20 protein-coding genes and 1 pseudogene are annotated in these 24,936 nt (G+C 46.1%); 8 read left to right on the top strand and 13 right to left on the bottom strand.

The window, feature by feature from the left end; all coding sequences use genetic code 11:
• Positions 1-119 precede the first annotated feature (119 nt).
• Complete coding sequence (gene rho / locus L2744_RS19220) at positions 120-1,385, bottom strand: transcription termination factor Rho (protein WP_248993411.1); 1,266 nt, start codon at positions 1,383-1,385, stop codon at positions 120-122.
• A 212-nt stretch (positions 1,386-1,597) separates the two neighbouring features.
• Positions 1,598-1,924 carry a thioredoxin TrxA gene (gene trxA, locus L2744_RS19215; protein WP_248993410.1) on the bottom strand — a complete coding sequence of 109 codons (327 nt, stop codon included), beginning with the start codon at positions 1,922-1,924 and terminating at the stop codon, positions 1,598-1,600.
• 152 nt (positions 1,925-2,076) lie between these two features.
• On the opposite strand from trxA, the gene rhlB reads away from it, so the two are divergent.
• Both rhlB and L2744_RS19205 read left to right on the top strand, forming a co-directional pair.
• Positions 2,077-3,396, top strand: coding sequence for an ATP-dependent RNA helicase RhlB (gene rhlB / locus L2744_RS19210; protein WP_248993409.1), 1,320 nt, complete (start codon positions 2,077-2,079; stop codon positions 3,394-3,396).
• Positions 3,397-4,323: a Ppx/GppA phosphatase family protein gene (locus L2744_RS19205; protein ID WP_248993408.1), complete on the top strand. Its 927-nt coding sequence runs from the start codon at positions 3,397-3,399 to the stop codon at positions 4,321-4,323.
• 385 nt (positions 4,324-4,708) lie between these two features.
• Here L2744_RS19205 and L2744_RS19200 read toward each other — a convergent pair whose 3' ends face one another.
• The 10 genes from L2744_RS19200 to nadC all read right to left on the bottom strand — a co-directional run bounded on the left by L2744_RS19200 (position 4,709) and on the right by nadC (position 15,235).
• A complete protein-coding gene (locus tag L2744_RS19200) occupies positions 4,709-5,245 on the bottom strand; it encodes a thioredoxin family protein (protein WP_248993407.1) in 537 nt (178 codons plus the stop codon).
• A 135-nt stretch (positions 5,246-5,380) separates the two neighbouring features.
• Positions 5,381-5,794, bottom strand: coding sequence for an 8-oxo-dGTP diphosphatase MutT (gene mutT / locus L2744_RS19195; RefSeq protein ID WP_248993406.1), 414 nt, complete (start codon positions 5,792-5,794; stop codon positions 5,381-5,383).
• A 51-nt stretch (positions 5,795-5,845) separates the two neighbouring features.
• Entirely contained in the window at positions 5,846-6,055 is a 210-nt protein-coding gene (gene yacG / locus L2744_RS19190; RefSeq protein WP_248993405.1) for a DNA gyrase inhibitor YacG, read from the bottom strand.
• Positions 6,056-6,220: 165 nt separating this feature from the next.
• Positions 6,221-6,955, bottom strand: coding sequence for a cell division protein ZapD (zapD, locus tag L2744_RS19185; protein ID WP_248993404.1), 735 nt, complete (start codon positions 6,953-6,955; stop codon positions 6,221-6,223).
• Positions 6,948-7,565: a dephospho-CoA kinase gene (coaE, locus tag L2744_RS19180; RefSeq protein ID WP_248993403.1), complete on the bottom strand. Its 618-nt coding sequence runs from the start codon at positions 7,563-7,565 to the stop codon at positions 6,948-6,950. Before coaE ends, zapD begins: the two co-directional genes overlap by 8 nt.
• A gap of 377 nt (positions 7,566-7,942) precedes the next feature.
• On the bottom strand, positions 7,943-8,869 hold the full coding sequence (locus L2744_RS19175) for a prepilin peptidase (protein ID WP_248993402.1): 927 nt from the start codon (positions 8,867-8,869) through the stop codon (positions 7,943-7,945).
• Between the two features lie 44 nt (positions 8,870-8,913).
• Positions 8,914-10,179, bottom strand: coding sequence for a type II secretion system F family protein (locus tag L2744_RS19170; RefSeq protein WP_248993401.1), 1,266 nt, complete (start codon positions 10,177-10,179; stop codon positions 8,914-8,916).
• Positions 10,180-10,729: 550 nt separating this feature from the next.
• Positions 10,730-12,439 carry a type IV-A pilus assembly ATPase PilB gene (gene pilB / locus L2744_RS19165; protein WP_248993400.1) on the bottom strand — a complete coding sequence of 570 codons (1,710 nt, stop codon included), beginning with the start codon at positions 12,437-12,439 and terminating at the stop codon, positions 10,730-10,732.
• A 106-nt stretch (positions 12,440-12,545) separates the two neighbouring features.
• Entirely contained in the window at positions 12,546-13,001 is a 456-nt protein-coding gene (locus tag L2744_RS19160; RefSeq protein ID WP_248993399.1) for a pilin, read from the bottom strand.
• Between the two features lie 1,352 nt (positions 13,002-14,353).
• Complete coding sequence (gene nadC, locus L2744_RS19155) at positions 14,354-15,235, bottom strand: carboxylating nicotinate-nucleotide diphosphorylase (RefSeq protein ID WP_248993398.1); 882 nt, start codon at positions 15,233-15,235, stop codon at positions 14,354-14,356.
• Positions 15,236-15,632: 397 nt separating this feature from the next.
• Between nadC and ampD the strand changes: the two genes are divergently transcribed.
• From ampD to lpdA, 6 genes are all read left to right on the top strand, one after another.
• Complete coding sequence (gene ampD, locus L2744_RS19150) at positions 15,633-16,172, top strand: 1,6-anhydro-N-acetylmuramyl-L-alanine amidase AmpD (protein ID WP_248993397.1); 540 nt, start codon at positions 15,633-15,635, stop codon at positions 16,170-16,172.
• 136 nt (positions 16,173-16,308) lie between these two features.
• Positions 16,309-17,160 (top strand): beta-lactamase regulator AmpE, encoded by an 852-nt coding sequence (ampE, locus tag L2744_RS19145; RefSeq protein WP_248993396.1) that lies wholly within the window; start codon positions 16,309-16,311, stop codon positions 17,158-17,160.
• 446 nt (positions 17,161-17,606) lie between these two features.
• Positions 17,607-18,359, top strand: coding sequence for a pyruvate dehydrogenase complex transcriptional repressor PdhR (gene pdhR / locus L2744_RS19140; protein ID WP_248993395.1), 753 nt, complete (start codon positions 17,607-17,609; stop codon positions 18,357-18,359).
• Positions 18,360-18,441: 82 nt separating this feature from the next.
• The gene (aceE, locus tag L2744_RS19135) at positions 18,442-21,108 is read left to right on the top strand and encodes a pyruvate dehydrogenase (acetyl-transferring), homodimeric type (RefSeq protein WP_248993394.1); all 2,667 of its coding nucleotides are present in this window, start codon (positions 18,442-18,444) and stop codon (positions 21,106-21,108) included.
• 12 nt (positions 21,109-21,120) lie between these two features.
• Entirely contained in the window at positions 21,121-23,139 is a 2,019-nt protein-coding gene (gene aceF, locus L2744_RS19130) for a dihydrolipoyllysine-residue acetyltransferase (protein ID WP_248993393.1), read from the top strand.
• 147 nt (positions 23,140-23,286) lie between these two features.
• Positions 23,287-24,714: a dihydrolipoyl dehydrogenase gene (lpdA, locus tag L2744_RS19125; RefSeq protein ID WP_248993392.1), complete on the top strand. Its 1,428-nt coding sequence runs from the start codon at positions 23,287-23,289 to the stop codon at positions 24,712-24,714.
• 46 nt (positions 24,715-24,760) lie between these two features.
• On the opposite strand, the pseudogene L2744_RS19120 reads toward lpdA, so the two are convergent.
• A pseudogene (locus L2744_RS19120) lies at positions 24,761-24,936 on the bottom strand (integrase core domain-containing protein); the annotation flags it as partial.

The raw sequence follows: 24,936 nt of genomic DNA, 5'->3' as shown, positions 1-24,936 counted from the left end.
TATATAATCAACGACGGCCGCATTTGGCCTTAAAATACAAAACGCCCGATGAGGTTCATCAGGCGTTTTAGGTGGAAATAAGTGTCAACTTATTTCAGGACTAGACAGATTCACTGAGATTAAGACTTACTGCGTTTCATTGCAGTAAAGAACTCTTCGTTAGTCTTGGTCATAGCCAATTTATCGATTAAGAATTCCATTGCGCTGACTTCATCCATAGGATTGAGGATCTTACGCAGGATCCACATTTTTTGCAGTTCTTCTTGAGTCGTGAGTTTTTCTTCACGACGAGTACCGCTGCGGTTGAAATCAATCGCTGGGAACACACGCTTTTCTGCCGCTTTACGTGACAAATGTAGCTCTTGGTTACCTGTACCTTTAAATTCTTCGTAGATCACTTCGTCCATCTTAGAACCTGTATCAACCAAGGCTGTGGCGATAATGGTTAAGCTGCCGCCGTGTTCGATGTTACGTGCTGCACCGAAGAAACGTTTGGGACGGTGCAGGGCGTTTGCATCCACACCACCTGTTAACACTTTGCCCGATGAAGGGATAACAGTGTTATAGGCTCGGGCTAAACGAGTGATAGAGTCGAGCAGGATCACTACGTCTTTTTTGTGTTCAACCAAGCGTTTCGCTTTTTCAATGACCATTTCTGCCACTTGAACGTGGCGGCTGGCTGGTTCATCGAAGGTTGATGCAATCACTTCACCTTTAACAAGGCGCTGCATCTCGGTTACTTCTTCTGGACGCTCATCGATCAGTAATACCATTAACACCACTTCTGGGTTGTTATTGGAAATACTTTGAGCAATACCTTGAAGTAACAAAGTTTTACCTGCTTTTGGCGGTGCAACGATCAAACCTCGTTGGCCTTTACCAATTGGCGAGCATAAATCCAGAATACGCGCAGTGATATCTTCCGTTGAGCCATTACCGCGCTCCATACGCATACGTTCTTCTGCGTGGAGTGGAGTTAAGTTTTCAAAGAGGATTTTATTGCGAGAGTTTTCTGGTTTATCGAAGTTAACTTCATTGACTTTCAGTAGGGCGAAATATCGTTCACCTTCTTTCGGTGGACGAATCTTACCAAAAATGGTGTCACCCGTTCGCATATTGAAGCGGCGAATTTGACTCGGTGAGACGTAAATATCGTCTGGACCAGCCAAATAAGATCCGTCTGAGCTGCGTAAGAAGCCGAAACCGTCTTGGAGTATTTCTAATACACCACCACCGAAAATGTCTTCTCCACTTTTGGCGTGGGCTTTAAGGATTGAGAAAATAATGTCCTGCTTGCGAGCGCGGGCCATATTTTCGAGTTTCATATTTTCGGCTAGCGAGACTAGGTCAGAAATCGGCGTGTCTTTTAATTCAGTTAAGTTCATTTTGGGGGTCTTGTGTTACGCGACAAAGCTTACCGCGATCAATCAGTAAAGTTTGTGATTCAGGATAGTGATTGACGAGCGAGAAGTGGTTTAGTTAGAAAGAATCTGGTTATTAAAGTAGCACTAACAAAGCAGTGCGTCCAGAAATTTAGGGAAATTCCGGCACAATTAATTTATAGCTTGTGCCGGAGGTCACTCAAGACGACTACAAATTAGATTTGTGCGTCGATAAACTCTTTTAATTGCGTTTTTGATAGCGCGCCAACTTTAGTCGCGGCTAATTCGCCATTTTTGAATAATAACAATGTTGGAATGCCACGAACGCCATATTTCGCCGGAGAAACATTGTTTTGGTCAACGTTTAATTTAGCGATAGTGATACGATCTGCGTACTCTTCAGCTACGTCATCTAGGATTGGAGCGATCATTTTACAAGGACCACACCACTCAGCCCAGAAGTCTACCAACACGGGTAAATCAGACTTTAATACGTCGTTTTCGAAGCTATCGTCACTCAGGTATATAATTTTATCGCTCATGATGTTCTCCAGTTTGGTTGCCATTGCTGGTTTGTTAATGGCTTACCATGTATATTGGGGGTGAAAAATAGCTTTTCAAGTTACCTTATTACAATGTGGCTATTTCAAACGATCGAGTATCTTATTGCAACCCCAAATGGTATGCTTGCGCTATGAGCGAAACACATTTATCTACCCAAAAATTTGCCGACCTTCCTCTACATCCAGAGGTAAAACAGGCTCTTGCAGAAAACGGTTTTGAATTTTGTACGCCGATTCAGGCGTTATCATTACCTGTATTACTTCAATCAAAAGATATCGCTGGTCAGGCTCAAACGGGCACTGGCAAGACTATGGCTTTTTTGGTTGCTACATTTAATCATTTATTATCGACGCCGATACCAGATGGTCGTCAGGTAAATCAACCCCGTGCCATTATCATGGCTCCCACCCGTGAACTGGCTATTCAGATCGCTAAAGATGCGATTTTATTAGCTAAACATACTCGCTTAAAAGTGGGGATTGTTTACGGTGGTGAAAGCTACGATGTGCAGCGTAAAGTGCTTGATCAAGGTGTTGATATCTTGATTGGTACCACTGGACGCATAATTGATTATGTCCGTCAGGGCATTATCGGTTTAAGTGCAATTCAGGCTGTGGTATTGGATGAAGCGGATCGCATGTTCGATTTGGGCTTTATCAAGGATATCCGCTTCCTGTTTAGACGTATGCCAGATGCTAATCAGCGACTCAATATGCTGTTCTCGGCAACCCTCTCTATGAAGGTGCAAGAACTGGCTTATGATCATATGAATGATCCTGTGAAAGTGGATATTGCGCCCGACGAAAAAACCTCTAAGAACATTAAAGAAGAAGTTTTTTATCCTTCCCAAGAAGATAAAATGCGTTTGCTGCTGACCTTAATTGAAGAAGATTGGCCTGAAAAAGCCATCGTGTTTTCAAATACTAAGCATAGCTGCGAAAATTTATGGTCTTGGCTCGAAGGGGATGGTCATCGCGTTGGATTGTTAACGGGCGATGTACCTCAGAAAAAGCGCATTCGTATTCTTGAGCAGTTTACTAGCGGCCAATTGGATATTCTGGTAGCGACAGATGTTGCCGCGCGTGGCTTACATATTTCCGATGTATCCCATGTTTACAACTATGACTTACCTGATGATTGTGAAGACTATGTGCACCGAATTGGTCGTACAGGTCGCGCGGGTAATAAAGGGGTTTCCATCAGTTTTGCCTGTGAAGAATATGCGCTGAACTTGCCTGCTATCGAAAGCTACATCAATCACTCCATTCCAGTGAGTAATTATGATAGTTCGGCATTGTTAGAGGATATTCCTGCACCGGTTAAGATCCCTCGTAAACACCCTGCAGGTACGCGTAATCTACGCGAGCGTTCAGGAGCTGGTCGCCCGCAAGGTGCCCATCGTAGTGGTGGACGTCCACCTCGCCATGACCGGACACGTAGACACTCGTAAATGCCAACACCCGCTTATGCCGCAATTACCTTAGGCTCTAATAGCTTTAATATGCTGATCGCTAAGACACAAGGCGGTCAGCCACATATTATTGCAAAGTATAAGCGTAAGGTAAGATTAGCCGAAGGCATTGGTGAGGATGGCAGGTTAAACCCAGAGGTGATGCAACGTGGCCTCGATTGTCTCGCCATGTTTGCACAGATGCTGACACAGCATAAAATCCATCAAGATCATGTTGCTGTGATAGCCACCGCCACCCTTCGCAGTATCAACAATGCCGATGAGTTTAATGATCGTGCATTGCCTCTACTTGGGCATTCCATTGAGATTATTTCAGGAATGCGCGAGGCCGAGCTTATCTACCAAGGTATGGTTGCCACCACCTGTGGGCAAGGGCGGCGTTTAGTGATTGATATTGGCGGTGCTAGTACTGAATTTATTATTGGCGATGGTCACCAAGTGTTGTTTAAAACTAGCTTACCTATGGGAAGCGTGACCTATAATCGCCAGTTTTTCAGTAATATGCCTTTTCAACAGTTAGATTTTGATGATGCAAAACAGCAGGTTTTAGTCACACTGGCTGAGCATAGAAAGACACTACGTGACCTAGGTTGGCATTGTGTCGTCGGAGCGTCGGGCGCGGTGCAATCTGTGGTTGAAGTGCTATTACACCGAGAACAATCTGAAACCATAACCCTTGAAGTACTTAATCAGCTAAAGGCTGAAATTCTCGTTCAAGAGAATAGGCAGCTCTTGGGGATCCATGGTTTAAGCTGCGAACGTGCGCCGACCTTTGCTGCGGGTGTTGCGATTCTATTAGCGCTATTTGAGCTATTGGGCATTGAGCATTTGAGTCTATCGGGTGGCGCATTACGTGAAGGTGTATTAATGATGTTAGCGCAGCGGATCCTTGAAGAAGCCATTTAGTACTCAAAGCCTAGAACACTTCGCTGCTAGAGCCTCGACCCCAATTGGTATATATCGCAAAATAAATTCTAGTTTATATAAAAATCGTTTACGCCTGCCTTCATTCCCGGCGAAGGCGGGAATCTTTAGTAACTTCTTTTCGTTTTAAAATATTAGAGAGCTAAAAGCTGGATCCCCGCCTGCGCGAGGATGACTGTTTAAGTGCGAGGATAATGGTTTAAGTGTGTGGCTGAGTACCTAAGAGCACTTCGCTGCTAGCATGTCGTTACGCTCCTACTAGAAACCTAGACGCTGCGCTTTTTGCAGCGTCCTAGCAGGGCGAAGCCCACTCTGCTTTTACTAGGATTTATTTCTAGGGTCTATTTCTAAGATCTATTTTTAAGATCTATTTCAATATCTCTGCCAAATCCTTTTCAAGTGAAGTCGTTGGACGTTCAATAATACGGCCAATTTCCTTGCCTTGTTGCTGAATGATAAAAGTTGGAATACGAGTAAACTCATATTTAGCCGCTAAGCCTTCGGGATCTTTCTTTGCTCGGTCCACTCCAATATAAGTCACTTTAATATTGGGATTTGCAACTTCTTCCATTATGCGGATAAAACGTGGTGTCTCACGGTGACAATCGGGACACCAAGTGCCGATGATCACGATGATTTCTGTCGGTTCTGTGATGTTTTTGAGTGGGGCGATTGCCGCTGTATCCACTTGATAGCTTTTATAGCCTTCAGCAAATTCGTTGAGATCTTTCACTAAATGCTGCGCTTCAACAATACCAGTTAAAATCACTTCTTGTTTCTCCTCACTACAGGTTGCAATTAAGCCCTGCTGTTGTTCTTCAAATCCACAGCCACCATTGGCTAATACCTGACAGCTAAAAAATAAGGCTGTAGTGGCGAGTAATGCTTTAACATTATTGTGCATGATATGCCCTCAAAATCGAAGAAAAAAGAATGGTGAGTCTGCATTCAAGCATCAATCTCAATTTTCTAAAAGGCAATTGTTAATTTGCTGCAAGCCAGATCACGTATCGCTAATGTAAAGCAGGGCGCTACGCTGCTAGCAGGGCGAAGTCCGCTCTGCATTTTCTAAGATCTTGTCTAAAATGGGCTTATTTGCATCGGGGAAGTCATAATTGATCAAATCGTGTTTTTCAACCCAAGCAATTTGCTGGCCCTCTAGGCCTTGGGCTTCACCCGTAAAATGGATAACGGTATGGATATCGAGCAGGACTTGTTTGTCCGGGTAATCGTAGCTGAGAGCCATAAAAGGTTCGCTGGAGGTGACCTCTAGGGCGACTTCTTCTTTTAGTTCACGCATTAAAGCTTGGGTGACGCTTTCACCCGTCTCAACTTTGCCACCGGGGAACTCCCACTTGCCCCCTTGGTGCAAATGATCGGGCCGTTTAGCGAGTAAAACTTGCTGTGCTTGATTAACGATAATGCCAACGGCAACATGAACACGCTTTGTCATAATATTTTCTACTAATGAGTGTGGGTGATTGTCAGTGGCACAATGTTGGTCTTATTCCTTAAAGAAGGCATCTTCATCTAAGTCGAACTCGTCTAAGGCATCGGGATCGAATTCTGATTTTACAGGAATAACATGTTTTTCAGATGCCCAATCTCCGAGATCGATCAGCTTACAACGCTCACTGCAAAAGGGCTTGAATTCAGATTGTGGCGCCCATTCAACGGGGGTTTTGCAAATGGGGCATTTAACGGTTAATAGCATAATGTACGTCTCTTTATGTATAAGCCTGATGTATGAGCTTGGGTGTATAGACAGCCTATGAAAAACGGCCTACGACGTTATGGAAAAGTAAACGCGAGGCGATAACGAATGCGGCTATTTAATACGATTGGTATTACATCTCACAGTGCCAATAGTTTAAAGGCTTCAGACACAGGTCGCTAGTAAGAATTCGATGGGTTTATCGGAGTGACGTTGTTGATCAAACTGGACAAAGTGAATGGCATAGCGATTTTTATGTCCGCTGATGGTGGGGTAACACCCCTGTGAAGCATCGAGTTTAACACGTACTAATGACAAAGCTTGGTTGCTATCACCTTGGAAAAAACCAGCGTGGGCAATGGCATCATCAAATAGAGCTGTGCTGCGGGTGAGTTGGAGTAGTAGGGTGATAGGGGTGAGCAGTGGGTCAAAGTGTGCTATCCAAGCAAGGTAATCCTGTTGTCTTTCTTCCCAGGGTTTTGCTAACCAAAAGTGTAGCTGGGGAAGGTCAAAGCTACAGCAAGCACCTGGCATACCAAATCGTTGTCGCAGTGCGGATAAAAATCGATCTTGCTTGAGTTGACTGCCGAACCGCTCTGGTTTTTGAAGTAATTCACGGGCTTGGGTAAGGGCATCGATATAAAAGTTGATTTGCTGGTGGTCTGCTTGTTCGAGTTCTTGCCATTTACTGAGCTGCAATAGATGGCGCTCAATATCTTTTAATACTTCATTGCGGTAATCACAGCGTTCGGATAATTCACACAGCGAAAACAGCGGATAGAAGCATCTATGCTGATGGTCATGATTTAGATTATCGCGCAGCTGTTTATCGAGGTATTCGAGCCGTAAATAGCTGCGAATTTTCTCGTTTAATGGCTGTTCGTAAACTAAGTCAGTCATGGGCGTTATTGATACCGGATAATTGTAAATAGCGTTGGTGCAATGCTAGCACCTCTCGTTTTAAGGCTGATATCTCTCCCTGATTATCAATAATGTCGTCGGCTCTGGCGAGTTTTTCACTCCGACTACATTGGCTATTAATGATGTTATTCACTTGAGTTGCATCAACTTGATCCCGACTTACTGTGCGGGCGATTTGCAATTCTGGTGAAATATCCACCACTAAAGTCCGATTGACTAACCTATCTAACCCGTTCTCAAATAGCAAGGGCACGACCATAATTACATAGGGCGAATTGGCATTTTTTACCTGTTCGAGCATTTCTTGGCGGATCATCGGGTGCAATAATTGGTTTAGCCATTCCCGCTCTGCGCTTTGGTTAAAAATGCGTTCGCGCAGTTTTGCGCGGTCGAGGTCGCCTTCAGGGGCTAACATCTCAGTACCAAAATGCTCGACGATTGCCTTAAGTCCCTTTGAACCTTTAGCGACCACTTCCCGGGCAACGATATCGGCATCGATTAAACTAATACCTTCGGCGGCAAATAAATTGGCGACAGTTGTTTTACCACTGCCAATCCCACCCGTAAGACCAACAACAAATTTAGACATAAAACTCTCTATAACTTAGGCGCGTTGCGTCCACGGAATACTGTGCTTAGGGAACTTAACCGCATCACTTCTGCATACAGCACGTAGCACCTCATGGTTGTATTCCCACGAAGGCGGGGCTCCATAGTCATTTCTTTTATTTTTAAAAATATAAAAATAAGTTAGTTAAAAGCTGGAACCCCGCACCGCGAGGATGACAGCTTAAGAACGAAGGACGTATAGAATCTAAAATCTAGAATCTAGAATCTAGAATCTAAAATCTAAAATCTAAAATCTAGGGTCTAGATTCTGGCAACTGCGCTGTTTGCAGCACTCTAGCAGGGCGAAGCCCGCTCTATTTTCTCGTAGGGTGCGGCCCGTCCGGCTTTTTCTAGCCGCTATAGTGTCCCTAAATACCAATCGATTATGGGGTTTCCCCAAATAAGCGCAATCCAGCCTGCGGCGGCAATATAGGGGCCAAAGGGAATAGGGTTATCCATTTGATTACGCTTGCTAATAATCATGCTAATACCCACTACAGCGCCCACTAAAGAGGAGAGTAAAATCACCAGTGGCAACATTTGCCAGCCAAGCCAAGCGCCAAATACTGCAAGCAGTTTAAAGTCGCCATAGCCCATGCCTTCCTTACCGGTGAGTAACTTAAACAACCAGAAAATTGACCATAGGCTTAAATACCCCGCTGCCGCACCGATAATGGCATCACTTGGGCTCGCAAAGGTGTGGTTTAAATTGAGTAACAGTCCAAGCCAAAGTAGGGGTAATGTCAGCTGATCCGGTAGCAGCATTTCATCGAGATCTATGCCCGTTAGCGCAATCAATACAAAGGTGAGTAGGGTGGCAAAAACAAACTGCCAACTGGGGCCAAAATGCCAAGCTAAGCTTGCTACCAAAAAAGCGCTCACTAATTCAATAATCGGATAACGGGCCGAGATAGGTGCATGACAGGCGGCGCATTTTCCCCTAAGCATTAACCAACCGAGCACTGGCAAATTATGCCAAGGTTTGATGGCCGTTTTACACTTAGGACAAGCTGAGCCCGGCACCACAATATTGTACTTTTCTGGATAGCTATCTATGGGTTTATTAAGCCTATCGATACCGACTTGCTTAACGATATCGGCATGGTATTCCTGTAAATACTGATTACATTCCTGCTGCCATTCGCGCTTCATCATTACAGGAAATCGGTGGATAACCACGTTTAAAAAACTGCCAATGGTGGCGGCAAAAATAAAGCTTAACGTGATAAAAAGCCAAGGATTCTGGTCAAAAGAGTGGCCTAAAAGAGCGATAAATTCAGTCATTCGATATTCTTATTATTTACGATATAAGTTATTAAAGCGAAGCGTTAGCCTACGACATTTCCCATTTGGAAGATAGGTAGATACATACCCACAATTAAACCACCCACAAGCGTGCCAATCACCACCATCATAATAGGTTCAATTAAACTCGATAAACCATCCACAGCGTCATCGACTTGCATTTCATAAATATTCGCGACCTTATTGAGCATATTATCCAGCGATCCAGATTCTTCACCAATCATCACCATTTGGATCAGCATATCGGGGAATAAACCCGTAGTACGCATTGCGACGTTCATCTGCATACCTGCCATCACCTCTTGGCGTACTTTTAACAGTGCTTTGCGGTATACGGCATTACCCGATGCCCCCGCTGCCGACTCCATACCATCAATCAGTGGTACACCCGCCGCAAAGGTGGTTGCTAAGGTCCGAGAAAAGCGCGCCATAGCGGCCTTATGTAAAATATTACCAATAACTGGGATCTTAAGTACAAACTCATCAACACGGTCACGCACAGCTTGTGAATTGCGATGGGCGCGTACAAATAACCAAATACCCGCCGTAATCGCAATGACAAAGAGATACCAAGAGCTTTGTAACCAGCGGGAGATGCCAATGATCATTTGCGTAAAGGCGGGGAGTTCAGCGCCAAATCCCTTAAAAATATCTTCGAACTGAGGTACGACAAAGAGCAGTAATAATGTTGTGACGGCTACGGCGACAACGACAACGGCGGCGGGATAAAACATGGCTTTCTTGATTTTGGATTTTAATTGCTCCGCTTTTTCCCTGTAGGTTGCAATGCGATCAAATACCGCATCGAGCGAACCTGAGTGTTCACCTGCTGCCACTAAGTCTACATAGAGATCATCAAAATAACGCCTATGGGGGCGCAGGGCATCTGATAGCGGGATACCCGATTGAATTTCTGACAGAATGGTTCCTAACAGATCGCGCATTTTGAGTTTTTCATGGCCACGGCCGAGCATTTCTATTGTGGTTACCAGTGGCACGCCAGCGGCCAACATAGTGGCAATCTGGCGAGTCACCATCGCGATATCCATAGGTTTAATATCAGGATTATGGGCAAAAAAGGGGGAGGCTTTTTTTCGAACGACTTTAGGGGTTACCCCCTGTAATTTCAGTTGGCTTTTTACCTCAGCAACCGTTGCGCCCTTTAACTCTCCGCCTGTTTTTCTGCCATCGCGGTTGGTGCCTTTCCATTCAAAGGTAAAAATCTTAGGTTGGCTTTTGGGCTCAATCTTCTTGGCGCGAGGCTTTTTTACTGTAGTTGCCGTAGCCATAAATAATCCCTGTTAGGTTGAATAAAGCTAATAAGAACGCTGCGCTGTTAGGGCGGACTTCGCCCTGTTAGGATGCTAGGGCATCGCTGCGCTCCTGCTAGAATCTAGGGCGCTTCGCTGCTAGAACCTAGGTTTTAAGTTTAGGCTCTAAGTTTAGGTTCTAATGAGTATATATGGCGAAATAAACCCTAGTTTATATAAAAAACCGCTTTCGACTGCCGTCATTCCCGCGAAGGTGGGAATCCATAGTAATGTCTTTAACCTGCTTAGTTTTGAAAAACCTTAAAAACTAAAAACTGGATCCCCGCATTCGCGAGGATGACACCAGTACAGGATCCCCGCATTCGCGAGGATGACACCGGTACAGGCCTTCGCATCAGTGAGGATGACATCGGTACAGGCTCTCCGCATTCGCGAGGATGACATCGGTACAGGCTCTCCGCATTCGCGAGGATGACATCGGTACAGGCTCTCCGCATTCGCGAGGATGACAGTTTAGAACTCGAGCGCTTGTAGGGCGAAGCCCGTCCTGTTTTTAGAGGCCGCGCTGTTAAAAACTTGTCACCCGATTAACTTCGGCAATACTGGTGACGCCCTGTAACACTTTTAATAAACCCGATTGACGTAAATCGCGCATACCTTGAGTCTTGGCTTGGGAGGCAATTTGCAAGGAGTTTCCGCCTTCCATAATCGTACGGGCAATTTCATCGGACATTTTCATCACTTCATAAATACCCACACGCCCCTTATAGCCACCGGAGCAGTGTTCGCATCCCACAGGTTTAAAGGTAGTAAAACCTTGGGTAATTTGCGTTTGGCTAAAGCCTAAGCGCAGTAATTCATGCTCGGGGATCACTTCTGCCTGTTTACATTCGGGGCACAGTCTACGGGCAAGGCGCTGGGCAATAATAAGGTTGATTGAGCTGGCGATGTTATATCCCGGAACGCCCATATTAATTAAGCGGGTTAAGGTTTCGGCCGCCGAGTTAGTGTGCAGGGTCGATAATACTAAGTGTCCCGTTTGTGCGGCTTTAATAGCAATTTCGGCGGTTTCAAGATCGCGGATCTCACCCACCATCACCACATCGGGGTCTTGGCGTAAAAAAGAACGCAGTGCCGAGGCAAAGGTCAGTCCCGCCTTTAGGTTTATATGAACTTGGTTTACCCCCTCAAGGTTAATTTCCACCGGATCTTCTGCGGTAGAAATATTGCGCTCGGCGGTATTAAGGATATTTAACCCAGTGTAGAGGGAGACTGTTTTACCCGAGCCCGTAGGCCCTGTGACTAAAATCATCCCCTGGGGTTTAGCCAGCATTTCAAGGTATAACTTTTCTTGATCTGGCTCGTAGCCGAGTTTTTCGATACCTAATTGTGCGGAGGATGAATCCAAGATCCGCATTACAATTTTCTCGCCCCACAGGGTTGGCAGCGTGCTTACCCGAAAGTCGATGGACTTAGTGCGGGACAGCTTCATCTTAATTCGACCATCCTGTGGTACGCGCCGCTCGGCAATATCGAGTTTCGACATGACCTTTAAACGGGCGGATAAACGGCCCGCAAGGCTAATGGGTGGCTCTGATACCTCATGCAAAATGCCGTCTATACGAAAACGAATGCGATAGCGCTTTTCATAGGGCTCAAAGTGTAAGTCCGATGCACCCTTACGAATCGCATCGGTTAAAATTTTATTGATATAAATAACAATTGGCGCATCGTCACTACTGTCACCCGTGGGTTCCTCATAGCGCCTATCGGTATCGGTAATCTCTATCCCCGCCAGTGCCGCTTCATCCATACCGCCTAAGTCGAGGCTGGTAATATCCTCTTCAAGGACTTTTTCAAGGGCTTTAGCGAGTTTATCTTCTTCGACTAAAATCGCTTCGGCATGCAGGCCTGCGCTAAATTGAAAGTCTTCGAGGGCGGCAATATTGGTGGGGTCGGAGGTGGCGATATAGAGGCGATTACCGCGCTTAAATAGCGGCAAACAGCGGTGCTTTTCAATCAGTTTTTTATTTAAAAAATCTTCGGGAATGGCACTGATATCAAATTCAGTTAAATCCAGTAAGGGGGTGCCATATTCCTCATAGCAAAGTTCGGCAATGGCGCGGGATGACACTAATTTGCTTTGTACTAAGGTGGCCACTAACCCTTGTTTATTTTGGCGGGATTTAGCGATAGCAGTTGCCATCTGCTCTTCATTTAGCAGGTTTTTACGGATAAAAAGGGTAGATAAACCTAAATGTAAGCCTGTGGTGGGCATTATCTAAGCCTTTTGTTATTACAGTTGATTTCATTATCGAAATAAAAATACTAGGGCTGCTCACTTAGAGCAGCCTAAGTATTTCGTTACTGATGACTTGATATTTTTAACATAAAACAGGGGTACCAGAAGAACATGTTCCGCCTTTAGTCCAAGTTACTTTACCTGCAGTATCAATAGCGGCTTGCAGAGTATAAGTTTGTCCACCGAGACCGCCTGTAGATATTGCTGTAGCAGTTATCAAACCATTAGCAACGGTTAATGTAGCAATGTTCCCACTAGCAGCACTTATATCAGCTGGAATAGCCCATCCGTTACCTTTTGCTGAAGCAGTGCACCCTGTGACAGTACCTAAGTCTTGAGCACATATTTCAACTTGTGTCTTTAATGCTGAAGTACCGATCACAACCTCAGAAAACTTGGCTTTTGCTGTATAATCTTTATAAGCAGGCAATGCGATTGCCGCCAAAATACCGATAATCGCGACCACAATCATCAGTTCGATTAGGGTAAAACCTTTAGCCTGGTGATTTAACCCTGTTTTTAATGTTAGACCTTTCATATTTATCTCCAGCGTATTCATTGATAATTAAAGAGTTAATTGATTTTTTGCCACTATGCAAACATAACGAAAACACAACTAAATACCATTAAGTTGCTTATGGCTGATGCTATGGCGTGCTGCGACTTATAAGGGTTTGGTAATATTTAGGTTTTGCGATTTATATGCTATCGACCCACCTTGGTATTACCGAATTCCGCTCTTTACCTGCAACATCACTACTTGCAACATAACTAGCTGCACATCATTGGCTGCCATATCATCTTGCTGTTTACGGTTTTACCCTGTTGCCTACTGTTTTATCCTGCCGTTATCCGTTATCCGTTATCCGTTATCCGTTATCCGTTCAAACGTTTGCTGCTACTTATACTTTTACCTCTATACTTTTGCCTCTATTTGGGGCGGGAGATTTGTTCAAATCAGGGATCCAATAAAAACTTAGATTATTCCTTTTACTACCTCAGCTTAGGCAGGTTGATTTTGGCTCATCTCGCCTCAGTAAAAGTTAGTACAAAGTTAAATAAATTGAAACAAGTTTCAGTACAAAGTATTAATTAAATGATTAATTTGTCTAAGAACTTGACAGTGGAATGTTTTGTGTTCTAACAAAAAATTGACTAAGTGAGTTTGAATGGCGCAAGTATTAACGTTGTCAATATATAGTCACAAAAAGTAGAGCGTCTAAGCTGTCATCCTCGCGGATGCGGGGATCCAACTTTTAGTATCTGAGGTCTTTTAAAACTAAGCAGGCTAAAGACGTTACAGTGGATTCCCGCGTTCGCGGGAATGACGAGAAAAAGCGCAGTCACGCCATAGCAGCGCAGCACTCTTCTTATGCCCTTAAGCCGTCATCCTCGCGAACGACTGCATGGTCAATTTTGTTCCATACAAAATATGACATTTCCACCCTCCTTGGTAGGCAGATGCAGGAGGTAGAACTCTTTAATTAGAAAGAGAGCAGGAGCAGTTATCGACGCGGGGAGCTAGTACAGATATCATCCTCACGGATGCGGGGAGCTAGTACAGATATCATCCTCACGGATGCGGGAAGCTAGTACAGGTATCATCCTCACGGATGCGGGGAGCTAGTACAGATATCATCCTCACGGATGCGGGAAGCTAGTACAGATATCATCCTCACGGATGCGGGGAGCTAGTACAGATGTCATCCTCGCGAATGCGGGGATCCAGCTTTTGGTTTTTAAGGCCTGTTCAACACTAAACAGGCTAAAGATATTACAGTGGATTCCCGCCTTCGCGGGAATGACGAGAAAAAGCGAGAATGACGGGAAGGAGCGAGAATGACGGGAGTGAGCGCCTAGATTCTAGCAGCGAAGCGTCCTTCTTAGCTTTTAGCCTTTCAACCGCATCGACAGATCTAATGCGCGCACATGTTTCGTCAGTGCGCCTACTGAAATATAGTCCACCCCAGTTTTGGCAAATTCGGCTAAGGTATCTAAGGTCACATTGCCAGAGACTTCGAGTTTCGCGCCTTTGCCGTTAGCGCGATACTGATTATTGAGTTCAACGGCCTCGACCATCATAGTGATATCGAAATTATCTAACATGATAATATCTGTGCCGGAGTCGAGCGCGAGCGCCAGTTCGGCTAATGATTCAACTTCAACCTCGACGGGTTTGTTGGGATGTAAATTGCGCGCCGCATCAACGGCTTGACGTATGCCACCAGAGGCGATTATGTGGTTTTCTTTAATTAAAAACGCATCGTATAGGCCAATACGGTGGTTTTTGCCACCGCCGCAGGTGACGGCATATTTTTGTGCAGTGCGCAGGCCGGGAATGGTTTTGCGGGTATCAAGTAGACGGGTATGGGTGCCTGCCAATTTATCGACATAGTGTTTAGTTAATGTGGCAACCCCTGATAGGGTTTGAATAAAGTTCATTGCCGTGCGCTCGCCCGTGAGTATGGTACGGGCTGGGCCTGATAGTTCGCATAGCACTTGGTTAGGCAGCACTAAGTCGCCATCGTCCACATGCCAGTGGAGGGCGACTTCGCCGCCTAATTGATTAAACACTTGCTCTGCCCATGCTTTACCGCAAAATACCCCTTCTTCACGGGTAATTAGGCTGGCCTCGGCATATTTTTCGGCGGGGATAAGTAAGGCGGTGATATCACCATAGGCAATGCCTTTAGTGTGCTCGTTGATTTCGGTTCCGCCTAAGTCTTCATTAAGGGCGGTTTTAACGGCGTGGCGAATATCGTTTTCTAACATAATCTTATTCCTTGCACTTTTGCATTTTTGCATTCTTGCATGTGGGTGAGATTGCCTACTTGCATATGGCGTTAAGATTATCATGGCAGCGTAGCTAGGTGCTAGGATGCTGCGCTGAAAGCTAAGAAGGCTGCTAGGGCGTCGCTACGCTCCTTCTAGAATCTAGAGCGTAAGTACATAAAGCTGGATCCCCGCATTCGCGAGGATGACGGCTTAATAACGAAGGGCGCTTCGCTGCTAGGGTGTCGCTACGCTCCTTCTAGAATCTATCCGCTGCGTTGTTTGCAGCGCCTAGCAGGGCGAAGCCCGCTCTGCTTTTTCTAGTAGCTGCGTTGTTTGCAGCGTCCTAGTTCCTAGCCATCGCGTAGCGATGTTCTGCCGTTATTAAGGAGTAATAATGAGCTTTGAGTTTGGGTGGTATAGTGCAGCTCGGCGCTGTGAATCGCCACATTTTAATCAACGCCCTATGGCTGAGGTGAGTTTATTGGTGATCCACAATATCAGCTTACCTGCGGGCTGTTTTGGTTTACCTTATATTGATCAATTATTTAAAGGGTGTTTAGATACCAGTGCCGATGAAAGCTTTACTGAGTTAGCTGGCTTACAAGTATCGGCGCATTTTTTGATCCGCCGTGATGGTGAGTGTGTACAATATGTCAGTTGTAACGACAGGGCATGGCATGCGGGTGTATCTTGCTATGGCGAAAGGGAAAATTGTAATGATTTTTCTATTGGTATTGAGCTTGAGGGGACGGATACTGAGCCTTATCGCTCGGCGCAATACCACAGGTTGGTTGAGTTGACGCAGGCATTATTTATTGAATACCCGTTATTAAATACCAAGCAGATAGTTGGGCACTGCGATATAGCACCATTGCGTAAAACAGATCCCGGACAAAGTTTTGATTGGGAAAGGTATTTAAGGGCGCTGCGCTGAGGGCTAAGAAGGACGCTGCGCTGCTAGGGCGTCGCTTCGCTCCTTCTAGACTCTAGAGCCTAGACTCTAGCAGGGCGCCAGCCCGTCCTGCTTTATTACGAAGCCCGTCCTGTTTTTTATACAAGGAGTACGACCGATGGCATTATTTTCACTGTTAGTCGCCATTTTGGTGGAGCGACTTAAATTTCTTCCCTCGTCGTGGCAATTCGATCGATTGCTGCACTCCTATCAGTTGACGTTTTTTGGTGATAAAACGTCTTTGACGACACCTATGATGGCACTCGCTTTAGTGTTGCCAGCCTTGGTGGTTTATGTCTTATCTTGGTTAGTTGCGGGAATGTTTTGGGGAATGCTCAGTTTAGCGCTTTGGATTTTTGTGGCGGTGATTTGCTTTAATCATTTGAAACAACGTGAAATTTTTAAAAAGTATATGCAGGCGGCCTGTCGGTCGGACGTGCAAGCCTGTTATCACTTTGCTGCTGAACTCGATTGTAGTGAATGTTTAGATGCCGTATCTGAGAAGGATTTAGGCGCTAAGGTTGGTCAGAGTGTGGCATGGATTAACTATCGCTATTATGGGGCTGTGGCGCTGTTTTTGATTTTCTTTGGTCCCGTTGGCGCAGTGCTGTATTGCACGGTACGTTATTATGCCGAAGAAAGTGCGCGAACATCCCTTAATTTACCTTTAGTGGATGAGGTCGTGGCCGTTTTAGATTGGATACCAAGCCGACTATTTGCCTTTGGCTATGCGTTAAGCGGGCAATTTAGCGAGGGTTTTAGGGCGTGGCGCCATAGTGCCTTAAGCTTTAATACCAGCGCTAGAAAGGTGATTACTGAAACGGCATTGGCTGCACAACCTTCACCCGAGGTTTCAGATGCACCTATTTGTGTACAATCTACCCTTGCTTTATTAGTCTTGAGTAAACGCAACTTTACACTTATGGTTGCAATAGTTTCATTGCTGACGATTTTTGGATTGGTGAGTTAAAAGTAGCACGTTGTGCTGGAAGCTAAGAAGGACGCTTCGCTGCTAGAATCGAGAATCTAGGACGCTTCGCTGCTAGGGCGTCGCTACGCTCCTTCTAGAATCTAGAGCGTAAGTACACAAAGCTGGATCCCCGCGTTCGCGAGGATGACGGCTTAAGTACTCCTTCTAGAGCCTAGAATCTATCCACTGCGCTTTTTGCTGCGCCTAGAAGGACGAAGTCCGCTCTTTTTTTTACGAAGTCCGTCCTGTGGTTTAATGGTCTGACCCCATATGCATTTTTTTAGGCTATGCTCTCACCTCGTGGGTGTTTTTGAATAAGATCACCACTTTTGAGCTAGATCACCTTTTCAGGTTGATTTTCAATCTGGACATCAAAAGTCTGATTTGATAAAGTGCGCTCACTCAAAAAATTGGTAAGACCAATTTACAATGGAGCTGAGTGCCAAATGGCCTATAGTAAAATTAATCAGCCAAAAATTTCAGATGTGATCATGGCTCAATTAGAGCAAATGATCCTAGAGGGCAGTTTAAAGCCCGGTCAGAAATTACCGCCAGAACGCGAACTGGCAATCCAGTTTGAAGTGTCTCGACCTTCTTTGCGCGAAGCGATTCAAAAGCTTGAGGCAAAGGGGTTGTTAATGCGCCGCCAAGGTGGCGGTACGTATGTGAAAGAACAACTCTGGCAGACTCTTGCCGATCCTATCGTTGAGCTGATGAATTCTGATCCTGAGAGTCAGTACGATTTGTTGGAATTCCGTCATGCGACTGAAGGCATGATGGCCTATTTTGCGGCGCTGCGTGGAACCGACGCCGATATGCAAAATATCAAACGTATGATCCTCGAAGTGGAATCCTCCGCTATTGTCGAAGAAAAAGCCGCTGCCATTGTGCGGTTTTACCGCGCCGTTGCCGAAGCGTCACATAACGTGGCTATGTTACATCTCGTACTCAGTTTAACCCCTGTGCTGCATAAAAATGTGGCGCAAAATCTGGAGCTTTTAAGCCGCCGCGAAGAAGCTTCTACCATGGCAAACGATCATAGACGGGCTTTGCTCGCTGCTATCGTTCGCCGCGATCCCGACGCCGCCAGAGAAGCCTCGAATGAACACTTAAGTTACATCGAAGAGGTGATGTTATCTGTGCGGGAAGAAGATAGCCGGTTGCAGCGAAGCTTGCGCCGCTTAAAAAGTGGCGCTTAAGTTCCTGAGATTTGGCAGTTAGCTAAATCGGAATATGCCGCAAACACCATTCATTATCATGTATATAGAGAAGGACAGTGTCATGTCTGAAGATATGCTACAAGACGTAGATCCCTTAGAAACTCAGGAATGGGTTGATGCCCTGCAAGCCGTATTGGAACAAGAAGGCCCAGAACGCGCGCATTTTTTATTAGAAAAGCTGATCGATAAAGCCCGTCGTAACGGCACTCACTTGCCTTACAATGCGACAACCGCTTATCTGAACACTATCCCAGCGGGTCAAGAACCGCATATGCCTGGCAACCAAGAGATGGAACGTCGCATTCGCGCCATCATCCGCTGGAACGCTTTAGCTATGGTACTGCGTGGTTCTAAGAAAGATTTAGAATTAGGCGGCCATATCTCGAGTTTTGCCTCAAGCGCAACCATTTATGACGTCTGTTTTAACCACTTCTTCCGCGCACCGAATGAAAAAGACGGTGGCGATTTAGTGTATTTCCAAGGCCATATCGCCCCTGGTATTTATGCGCGTTCTTTCCTAGAAGGTCGCTTAAGCGAAGATCAACTGGCTAACTTCCGTCAAGAAGTGGATGGCAAGGGTCTGTCGTCATACCCGCATCCAAAACTGATGCCGGATTACTGGCAGTTCCCAACGGTTTCTATGGGCTTAGGTCCAATTCAAGCGATTTATCAGGCACGTTTCCTGAAATATCTGACTGACCGTGGTCTTAAAGATTGTTCAGCACAAACGGTTTACTGTTTCTTAGGTGACGGTGAGTGTGATGAGCCAGAAGCTTTAGGTGCGATTGGTTTAGCGGCCCGTGAAGAATTAGATAACTTAGTCTTTATCGTTAACTGTAACTTACAGCGTTTAGACGGCCCAGTACGCGGTAACGGTAAGATTATCCAAGAACTTGAAGGCGAATTCCGCGGCGCAGGCTGGGAAGTCGTTAAAGTGATTTGGGGTCGTTACTGGGATCCATTATTGGCCCGTGACACTAGCGGTAAGTTACTGCAGTTAATGGAAGAAACCGTTGACGGTGAATACCAAAACTGTAAAGCCAAAGGTGGCGCTTATACACGCGAACACTTCTTTGGTAAGTATCCTGAAACGGCCGAAATGGTAGCGAACATGTCAGATGATGACATTTGGCGCTTAAACCGTGGCGGTCATGATCCAGTGAAAGTGTACGCAGCCTTAGATCACGCACAAAAAACCAAAGGTCGCCCAACGGTGATTTTAGCTAAGACTGTAAAAGGTTACGGCTTAGGTGATGCGGGTGAAGGTAAAAACATCGCTCACAACGTGAAGAAAATGGGCATTGAGTCTATCCGTTACTTCCGCGATCGTTTCAATATTCCGATCCCAGATGACCAATTAGAAGACTTGCCTTTCTATCACCCAGGTCCAGATTCGGAAGAAGTGAAGTACATGATGAGCCGTCGTGAAGCGCTGCATGGTAGCGTGCCACAACGTCGTCAAAAGTTCACCGAAGAGTTAGAGATCCCGTCACTGAAGATTTTCGATTCGATTTTACAGGGCTCAAACGGCCGTGAAATTTCATCGACTATGGCATTCGTTCGCGTGCTGACAGCGCTGCTAAAAGACAAGAAAATTGGCAAAAATATTGTGCCAATTATTCCTGACGAAGCCCGTACTTTCGGTATGGAAGGTCTGTTCCGTCAAGTGGGTATTTATGCCCACGAAGGCCAAAAGTATATTCCGCAGGATTCTGACCAAGTGGCTTACTACCGCGAAGATAAAACTGGTCAAGTATTGCAAGAAGGGATTAACGAACTCGGCGCTATGTCTTCATGGGTATCGGCAGCGACTAGCTACTCAGTCAACGATACACCTATGATCCCGTTCTACATCTACTACTCAATGTTCGGTTTCCAACGTATTGGCGACATGGCTTGGGCAGCGGGTGATATGCGCGCTCGCGGCTTCTTAGTCGGTGGTACTTCAGGTCGTACAACGCTAAACGGCGAAGGTTTACAGCATCAAGATGGTCACAGCCACGTATTGGCGAACACTGTCCCTAACTGTATTTCTTACGACCCAACCTATGGTTATGAAATTGCCGTAGTGGTTCAAGATGGTATTCGTCGTATGTACGGCGAAAATCAAGAAGATATCTTCTACTACTTGACCACAATGAACGAAAACTATGTTCAGCCAGAAATGCCTGAAGGTGCCGAAAAAGGTATCGTTAAGGGGATTTACAAGCTGGAAACCGTTTCCGGTTCAGGTAAAGGCAAGGTTCAGTTATTGAGCTGTGGCACTATTCTTGAGCAAGCCCGTAAAGCGGCGCAAGCGTTAGCGAAAGACTTCGGCATCACTGCCGACGTATTTAGCGTGACTAGCTTTAACGAGTTGACTCGCGATGGTCAAGCTGCCGAGCGCTGGAACATGTTGCACCCAACGCAAACGCCAAAACAAGCCTATATCAGCCAAGTGATTGCAAGCGATGCGCCTGCGATTGCCGCGACTGACTATATGAAGATTTACAGCGAGCAGTTACGTGCTTACATGCCAACGGATTACAAAGTGTTAGGTACTGACGGTTTCGGTCGTTCTGACAGTCGCGAAAACCTGCGTCACCACTTTGAAGTGGATGCTAAGTTCATCGTGATTGCAGCACTGAAATCACTGGTTGATCGTAAAGAGCTGCCTGTCGATGTGTTAGCAAACGCCATTAAAGAATATGGTATCGACGCTGACAAGATCAATCCACAGTACGCGTAAGAGGCAATAAAAATGGCTGAATTAAAAGAAGTTTTTGTTCCTGATATCGGCGGCGACGAAGTGCAAGTGATCGAAATTTGTGCCGCTGTGGGTGATACCCTCGCGGCCGATGAATCGATTATTACCGTCGAAAGCGACAAGGCAACTATGGATATTCCTGCGCCTTTCGCTGGTGTGTTAGCCGAGTTAAAAGTGGCTGTGGGTGATAAAGTTTCTGAAGGTACTTTGATTGCTATGATGCAAGCAGCGGGCGCGGCAGCTGCCGATCCTGCTCCAGTTGCGGCACCTGCTCAAGCAGCGCCAGCAGCTGCACCGGTTCAAGCGGCTCCTGCTCCAGCGGCACCAGCAGCGACATCGACTCAAGCTGTTGAGACAAAAGTCGTTGAAGTGGCTGTGCCAGATATCGGTGGCGACACTGATGTCTCTGTTATCGAAGTGCTGGTTGCTGTTGGCGATAAGATTGAGGTTGATAGCGGTTTAATTACCCTAGAAACCGACAAAGCGACGATGGACGTACCCTCACCGTTTGCGGGTGTGGTTAAAGACGTTAAAGTCGCGGTTGGCGATAAAGTGTCGGAAGGCTCTTTAGTCATCATGCTTGAAGTCGGTGGCGCTGCTCCTGCTGTGGCAGCAAGTGTGCCAACCGTTGCGGCCCAAGCGGCTCCTGCCGCTACGGTAGCGCCAGTGGCTCCGGCTTCTGCAACACCCGCTGCAAGTGTGGTTACGGTAAAAGAAATTCAAGTGCCAGATATTGGCGATGCAAGCAATGTCGATGTCATTGAAGTGCTGGTGTCCGTCGGTGATGAAATCACTGCCGATCAAGGTTTAATCACCCTTGAAACGGACAAAGCCACCATGGAAGTGCCTGCGCCATTTGCCGGTAAACTGCTGTCTTTGACCGTTAACGTGGGTGACAAGGTTTCTCAAGGTAGCGTTATCGCGACGATTGAAACTGTGGCAGTTGGTGCGGCGCCAGCGGCTCAAGCGGCTGCGCCAGTTGAGACTCAAGCGAGTGCAACACCAGCTCCTGTTGCTGCTCCTGCTGCAAGCCGTCCACCTGTACCACATCACCCAAGTGCAGGCTCGCCTGTGTCTACCGGTGCGGTACATGCATCCCCTGCGGTACGTCGTTTAGCCCGTGAGTTTGGTGTCGACTTGACCCAAGTGACAGGTTCTGGCCGTAAAGGTCGCATTATGAAGGAAGACGTACAGGCGTATGTGAAATACGAACTGTCGCGTCCTAAGGCTACCGCGGCAACTTCAGTCGGTGCTGGCAATGGCGGCGGTCTGCAAGTGATTGCGGCACCTAAAGTTGATTTCAGTAAGTTTGGTGAAGTGGAAGAAATTCCATTGAGCCGTATCCAGAAGATTTCTGGCCCTAACTTACACCGCAACTGGGTCACTATCCCACATGTGACTCAGTTCGATGAAGCTGATATCACTGAGATGGAAGAGTTCCGTAAACAGCAAAACGATGCAGCGGCGAAGAAAAAAGCCGATTACAAGATCACGCCTTTAGTCTTTATGATGAAAGCGGTGGCTAAAACCTTACAACAGTTCCCAGTATTCAACTCAAGCTTAAGCTCTGACGGCGAATCACTGATCCAGAAGAAGTATTTCCATATCGGTGTGGCGGTTGATACGCCAAACGGTTTGGTTGTGCCAGTCGTGCGTGACGTGGATAAGAAAGGCATTATCGAGTTATCCCGCGAGCTTGCCGATATTTCTATCCGTGCCCGTGATGGCAAGCTGAAATCTGCTGAGATGCAGGGTAGCTGTTTCACCATTTCAAGTTTAGGTGGTATTGGCGGTACGGCGTTTACGCCTATTGTAAACTACCCTGACGTGGCGATTTTAGGTGTGTCTAAATCTGAAATTAAGCCTAAGTGGAATGGTAAAGAGTTCGAACCTAAATTGATGTTGCCACTGTCGCTATCCTACGATCATCGGGTGATCGATGGTGCTATGGCTGCACGCTTTAGTGTGACGCTGTCAGGAATTCTGTCCGATATTCGTACTCTGGTTCTGTAAACATATAAGGCTGCTCATCTTGAGCAGCCTTTTGTTTATTGTGATCAGTATCAAACACAGGTTAAAATGCGCCCACCTTACGCGCTGGTGCATTTTCGGTTGGCAGGATAGCTCCTCCAACGGATTGAATGAGAATTAGAGGAAAACATGAGTAACGAAATCAAAACTCAGGTAGTGGTATTAGGTGCAGGTCCTGCAGGTTATTCTGCGGCTTTCCGTGCTGCTGACTTAGGTCTGGAAACCATCATAGTTGAACGTTTTAGCACTTTAGGTGGCGTGTGTCTTAACGTGGGTTGTATCCCATCTAAAGCCTTACTGCACGTTGCTAAAGTTATCGAAGAAGCCAAAGCCGTTGCCGCTCATGGTATCGTTTTCGGTGAGCCAACAATCGATTTAGATAAGTTACGCAGCTTTAAAGAAAAAGTGATCAGCCAATTGACTGGCGGCTTGGCTGGTATGTCCAAGATGCGTAAAGTTAATGTGGTTAACGGTTTCGGTAAATTCACTGGCCCTAACACGTTGGAAGTCACTGCTGAAGACGGCACTGTGACTAAAGTGACGTTCGATCAAGCGATCATTGCTGCCGGTTCTCGCCCAATTAAACTGCCATTCATTCCGCACGAAGACCCACGTATTTGGGATTCGACCGACGCATTAGAACTGAAAGAAGTTCCTGGCAAGTTGTTAGTGATGGGCGGCGGTATTATCGGCCTAGAAATGGGTACTGTGTACGCTTCTTTAGGCAGTGAAATCGACGTGGTTGAAATGTTTGACCAAGTGATCCCTGCGGCTGACAAAGACGTGGTTCGCGTATTCACTAAGCAAATCAAGAAGAAATTCAACCTAATCCTTGAAACTAAAGTCACAGCGGTAGAAGCCCGTGAAGACGGTATTTATGTTTCTATGGAAGGTAAGAGCGCGCCAACAGAAGCTGTACGTTACGATGCCGTATTAGTGGCAATCGGCCGTACACCGAATGGCAAGCTGATCGACGCCGATAAAGCCGGTGTTAAGATTGATGAGCGTGGTTTCATCAACGTAGACAAGCAATTACGTACTAACGTACCGCACATCTACGCAATCGGTGATATCGTTGGTCAACCTATGTTGGCTCACAAAGGCGTGCACGAAGGCCACGTAGCGGCAGAAGTTATCGCGGGTATGAAGCACTACTTCGATCCAAAAGTTATCCCATCAATTGCCTACACTGACCCTGAAGTGGCCTGGGTTGGTTTAACAGAGAAAGAAGCGAAAGAGCAAGGTATTGCTTACGAAACCGCAACTTTCCCATGGGCTGCTAGCGGCCGTGCTATTGCATCTGATTGCTCTGAGGGCATGACTAAGCTGATTTTCGATAAAGATACCCACCGCGTGATCGGTGGTGCTATTGTGGGTGTTAACGGCGGCGAGCTGTTAGGCGAAATCGGTTTAGCGATTGAAATGGGTTGCGATGCTGAAGATTTAGCATTAACCATTCACGCTCACCCAACACTGCACGAATCAGTGGGCTTAGCGGCTGAAATGTACGAAGGTTCTATTACTGATTTGCCAAACCCAAAGGCAAAGAAAAAGTAATTTAACTCATTGTCTAGTCCTGAAATAAGTTGACACTTATTTCCACCTAAAACGCCTGATGAACCTCATCGGGCGTTTTGTATTTTAAGGCCAAATGCGGCCGTCGTTGATTATATGGCTACCGCTTCTGTCACCATCTGTCGCGCCTCCTCTAGCGTTGCTGGTTTATGTGTTAAAAACTCCTGCTTCAATATGCCGTTTACTCGCTCTGCTAACGCATTT

It is taken from the genome of Shewanella profunda, from assembly GCF_023283765.1.
Taxonomy (GTDB): domain Bacteria; phylum Pseudomonadota; class Gammaproteobacteria; order Enterobacterales; family Shewanellaceae; genus Shewanella; species Shewanella profunda.
Note: the sequence above shows the minus strand (reverse complement) of the source record. Positions and strands in the feature narration are given on the sequence as shown.

Coding starts and splice junctions, on each gene's coding strand:
- nadC (WP_248993398.1), bottom strand. CDS start 15,235: ATGTTAGAAAACGATATTCGCCACGCCGTTAAAACCGCCCTTAATGAA.
- trxA (WP_248993410.1), bottom strand. CDS start 1,924: ATGAGCGATAAAATTATATACCTGAGTGACGATAGCTTCGAAAACGAC.
- zapD (WP_248993404.1), bottom strand. CDS start 6,955: ATGACTGACTTAGTTTACGAACAGCCATTAAACGAGAAAATTCGCAGC.
- ampD (WP_248993397.1), top strand. CDS start 15,633: ATGAGCTTTGAGTTTGGGTGGTATAGTGCAGCTCGGCGCTGTGAATCG.
- rho (WP_248993411.1), bottom strand. CDS start 1,385: ATGAACTTAACTGAATTAAAAGACACGCCGATTTCTGACCTAGTCTCG.
- L2744_RS19160 (WP_248993399.1), bottom strand. CDS start 13,001: ATGAAAGGTCTAACATTAAAAACAGGGTTAAATCACCAGGCTAAAGGT.
- aceF (WP_248993393.1), top strand. CDS start 21,121: ATGGCTGAATTAAAAGAAGTTTTTGTTCCTGATATCGGCGGCGACGAA.
- L2744_RS19170 (WP_248993401.1), bottom strand. CDS start 10,179: ATGGCTACGGCAACTACAGTAAAAAAGCCTCGCGCCAAGAAGATTGAG.
- ampE (WP_248993396.1), top strand. CDS start 16,309: ATGGCATTATTTTCACTGTTAGTCGCCATTTTGGTGGAGCGACTTAAA.
- pdhR (WP_248993395.1), top strand. CDS start 17,607: ATGGCCTATAGTAAAATTAATCAGCCAAAAATTTCAGATGTGATCATG.
- aceE (WP_248993394.1), top strand. CDS start 18,442: ATGTCTGAAGATATGCTACAAGACGTAGATCCCTTAGAAACTCAGGAA.
- L2744_RS19175 (WP_248993402.1), bottom strand. CDS start 8,869: ATGACTGAATTTATCGCTCTTTTAGGCCACTCTTTTGACCAGAATCCT.
- coaE (WP_248993403.1), bottom strand. CDS start 7,565: ATGTCTAAATTTGTTGTTGGTCTTACGGGTGGGATTGGCAGTGGTAAA.
- mutT (WP_248993406.1), bottom strand. CDS start 5,794: ATGACAAAGCGTGTTCATGTTGCCGTTGGCATTATCGTTAATCAAGCA.
- L2744_RS19200 (WP_248993407.1), bottom strand. CDS start 5,245: ATGCACAATAATGTTAAAGCATTACTCGCCACTACAGCCTTATTTTTT.
- yacG (WP_248993405.1), bottom strand. CDS start 6,055: ATGCTATTAACCGTTAAATGCCCCATTTGCAAAACCCCCGTTGAATGG.
- lpdA (WP_248993392.1), top strand. CDS start 23,287: ATGAGTAACGAAATCAAAACTCAGGTAGTGGTATTAGGTGCAGGTCCT.
- rhlB (WP_248993409.1), top strand. CDS start 2,077: ATGAGCGAAACACATTTATCTACCCAAAAATTTGCCGACCTTCCTCTA.
- pilB (WP_248993400.1), bottom strand. CDS start 12,439: ATGCCCACCACAGGCTTACATTTAGGTTTATCTACCCTTTTTATCCGT.
- L2744_RS19205 (WP_248993408.1), top strand. CDS start 3,397: ATGCCAACACCCGCTTATGCCGCAATTACCTTAGGCTCTAATAGCTTT.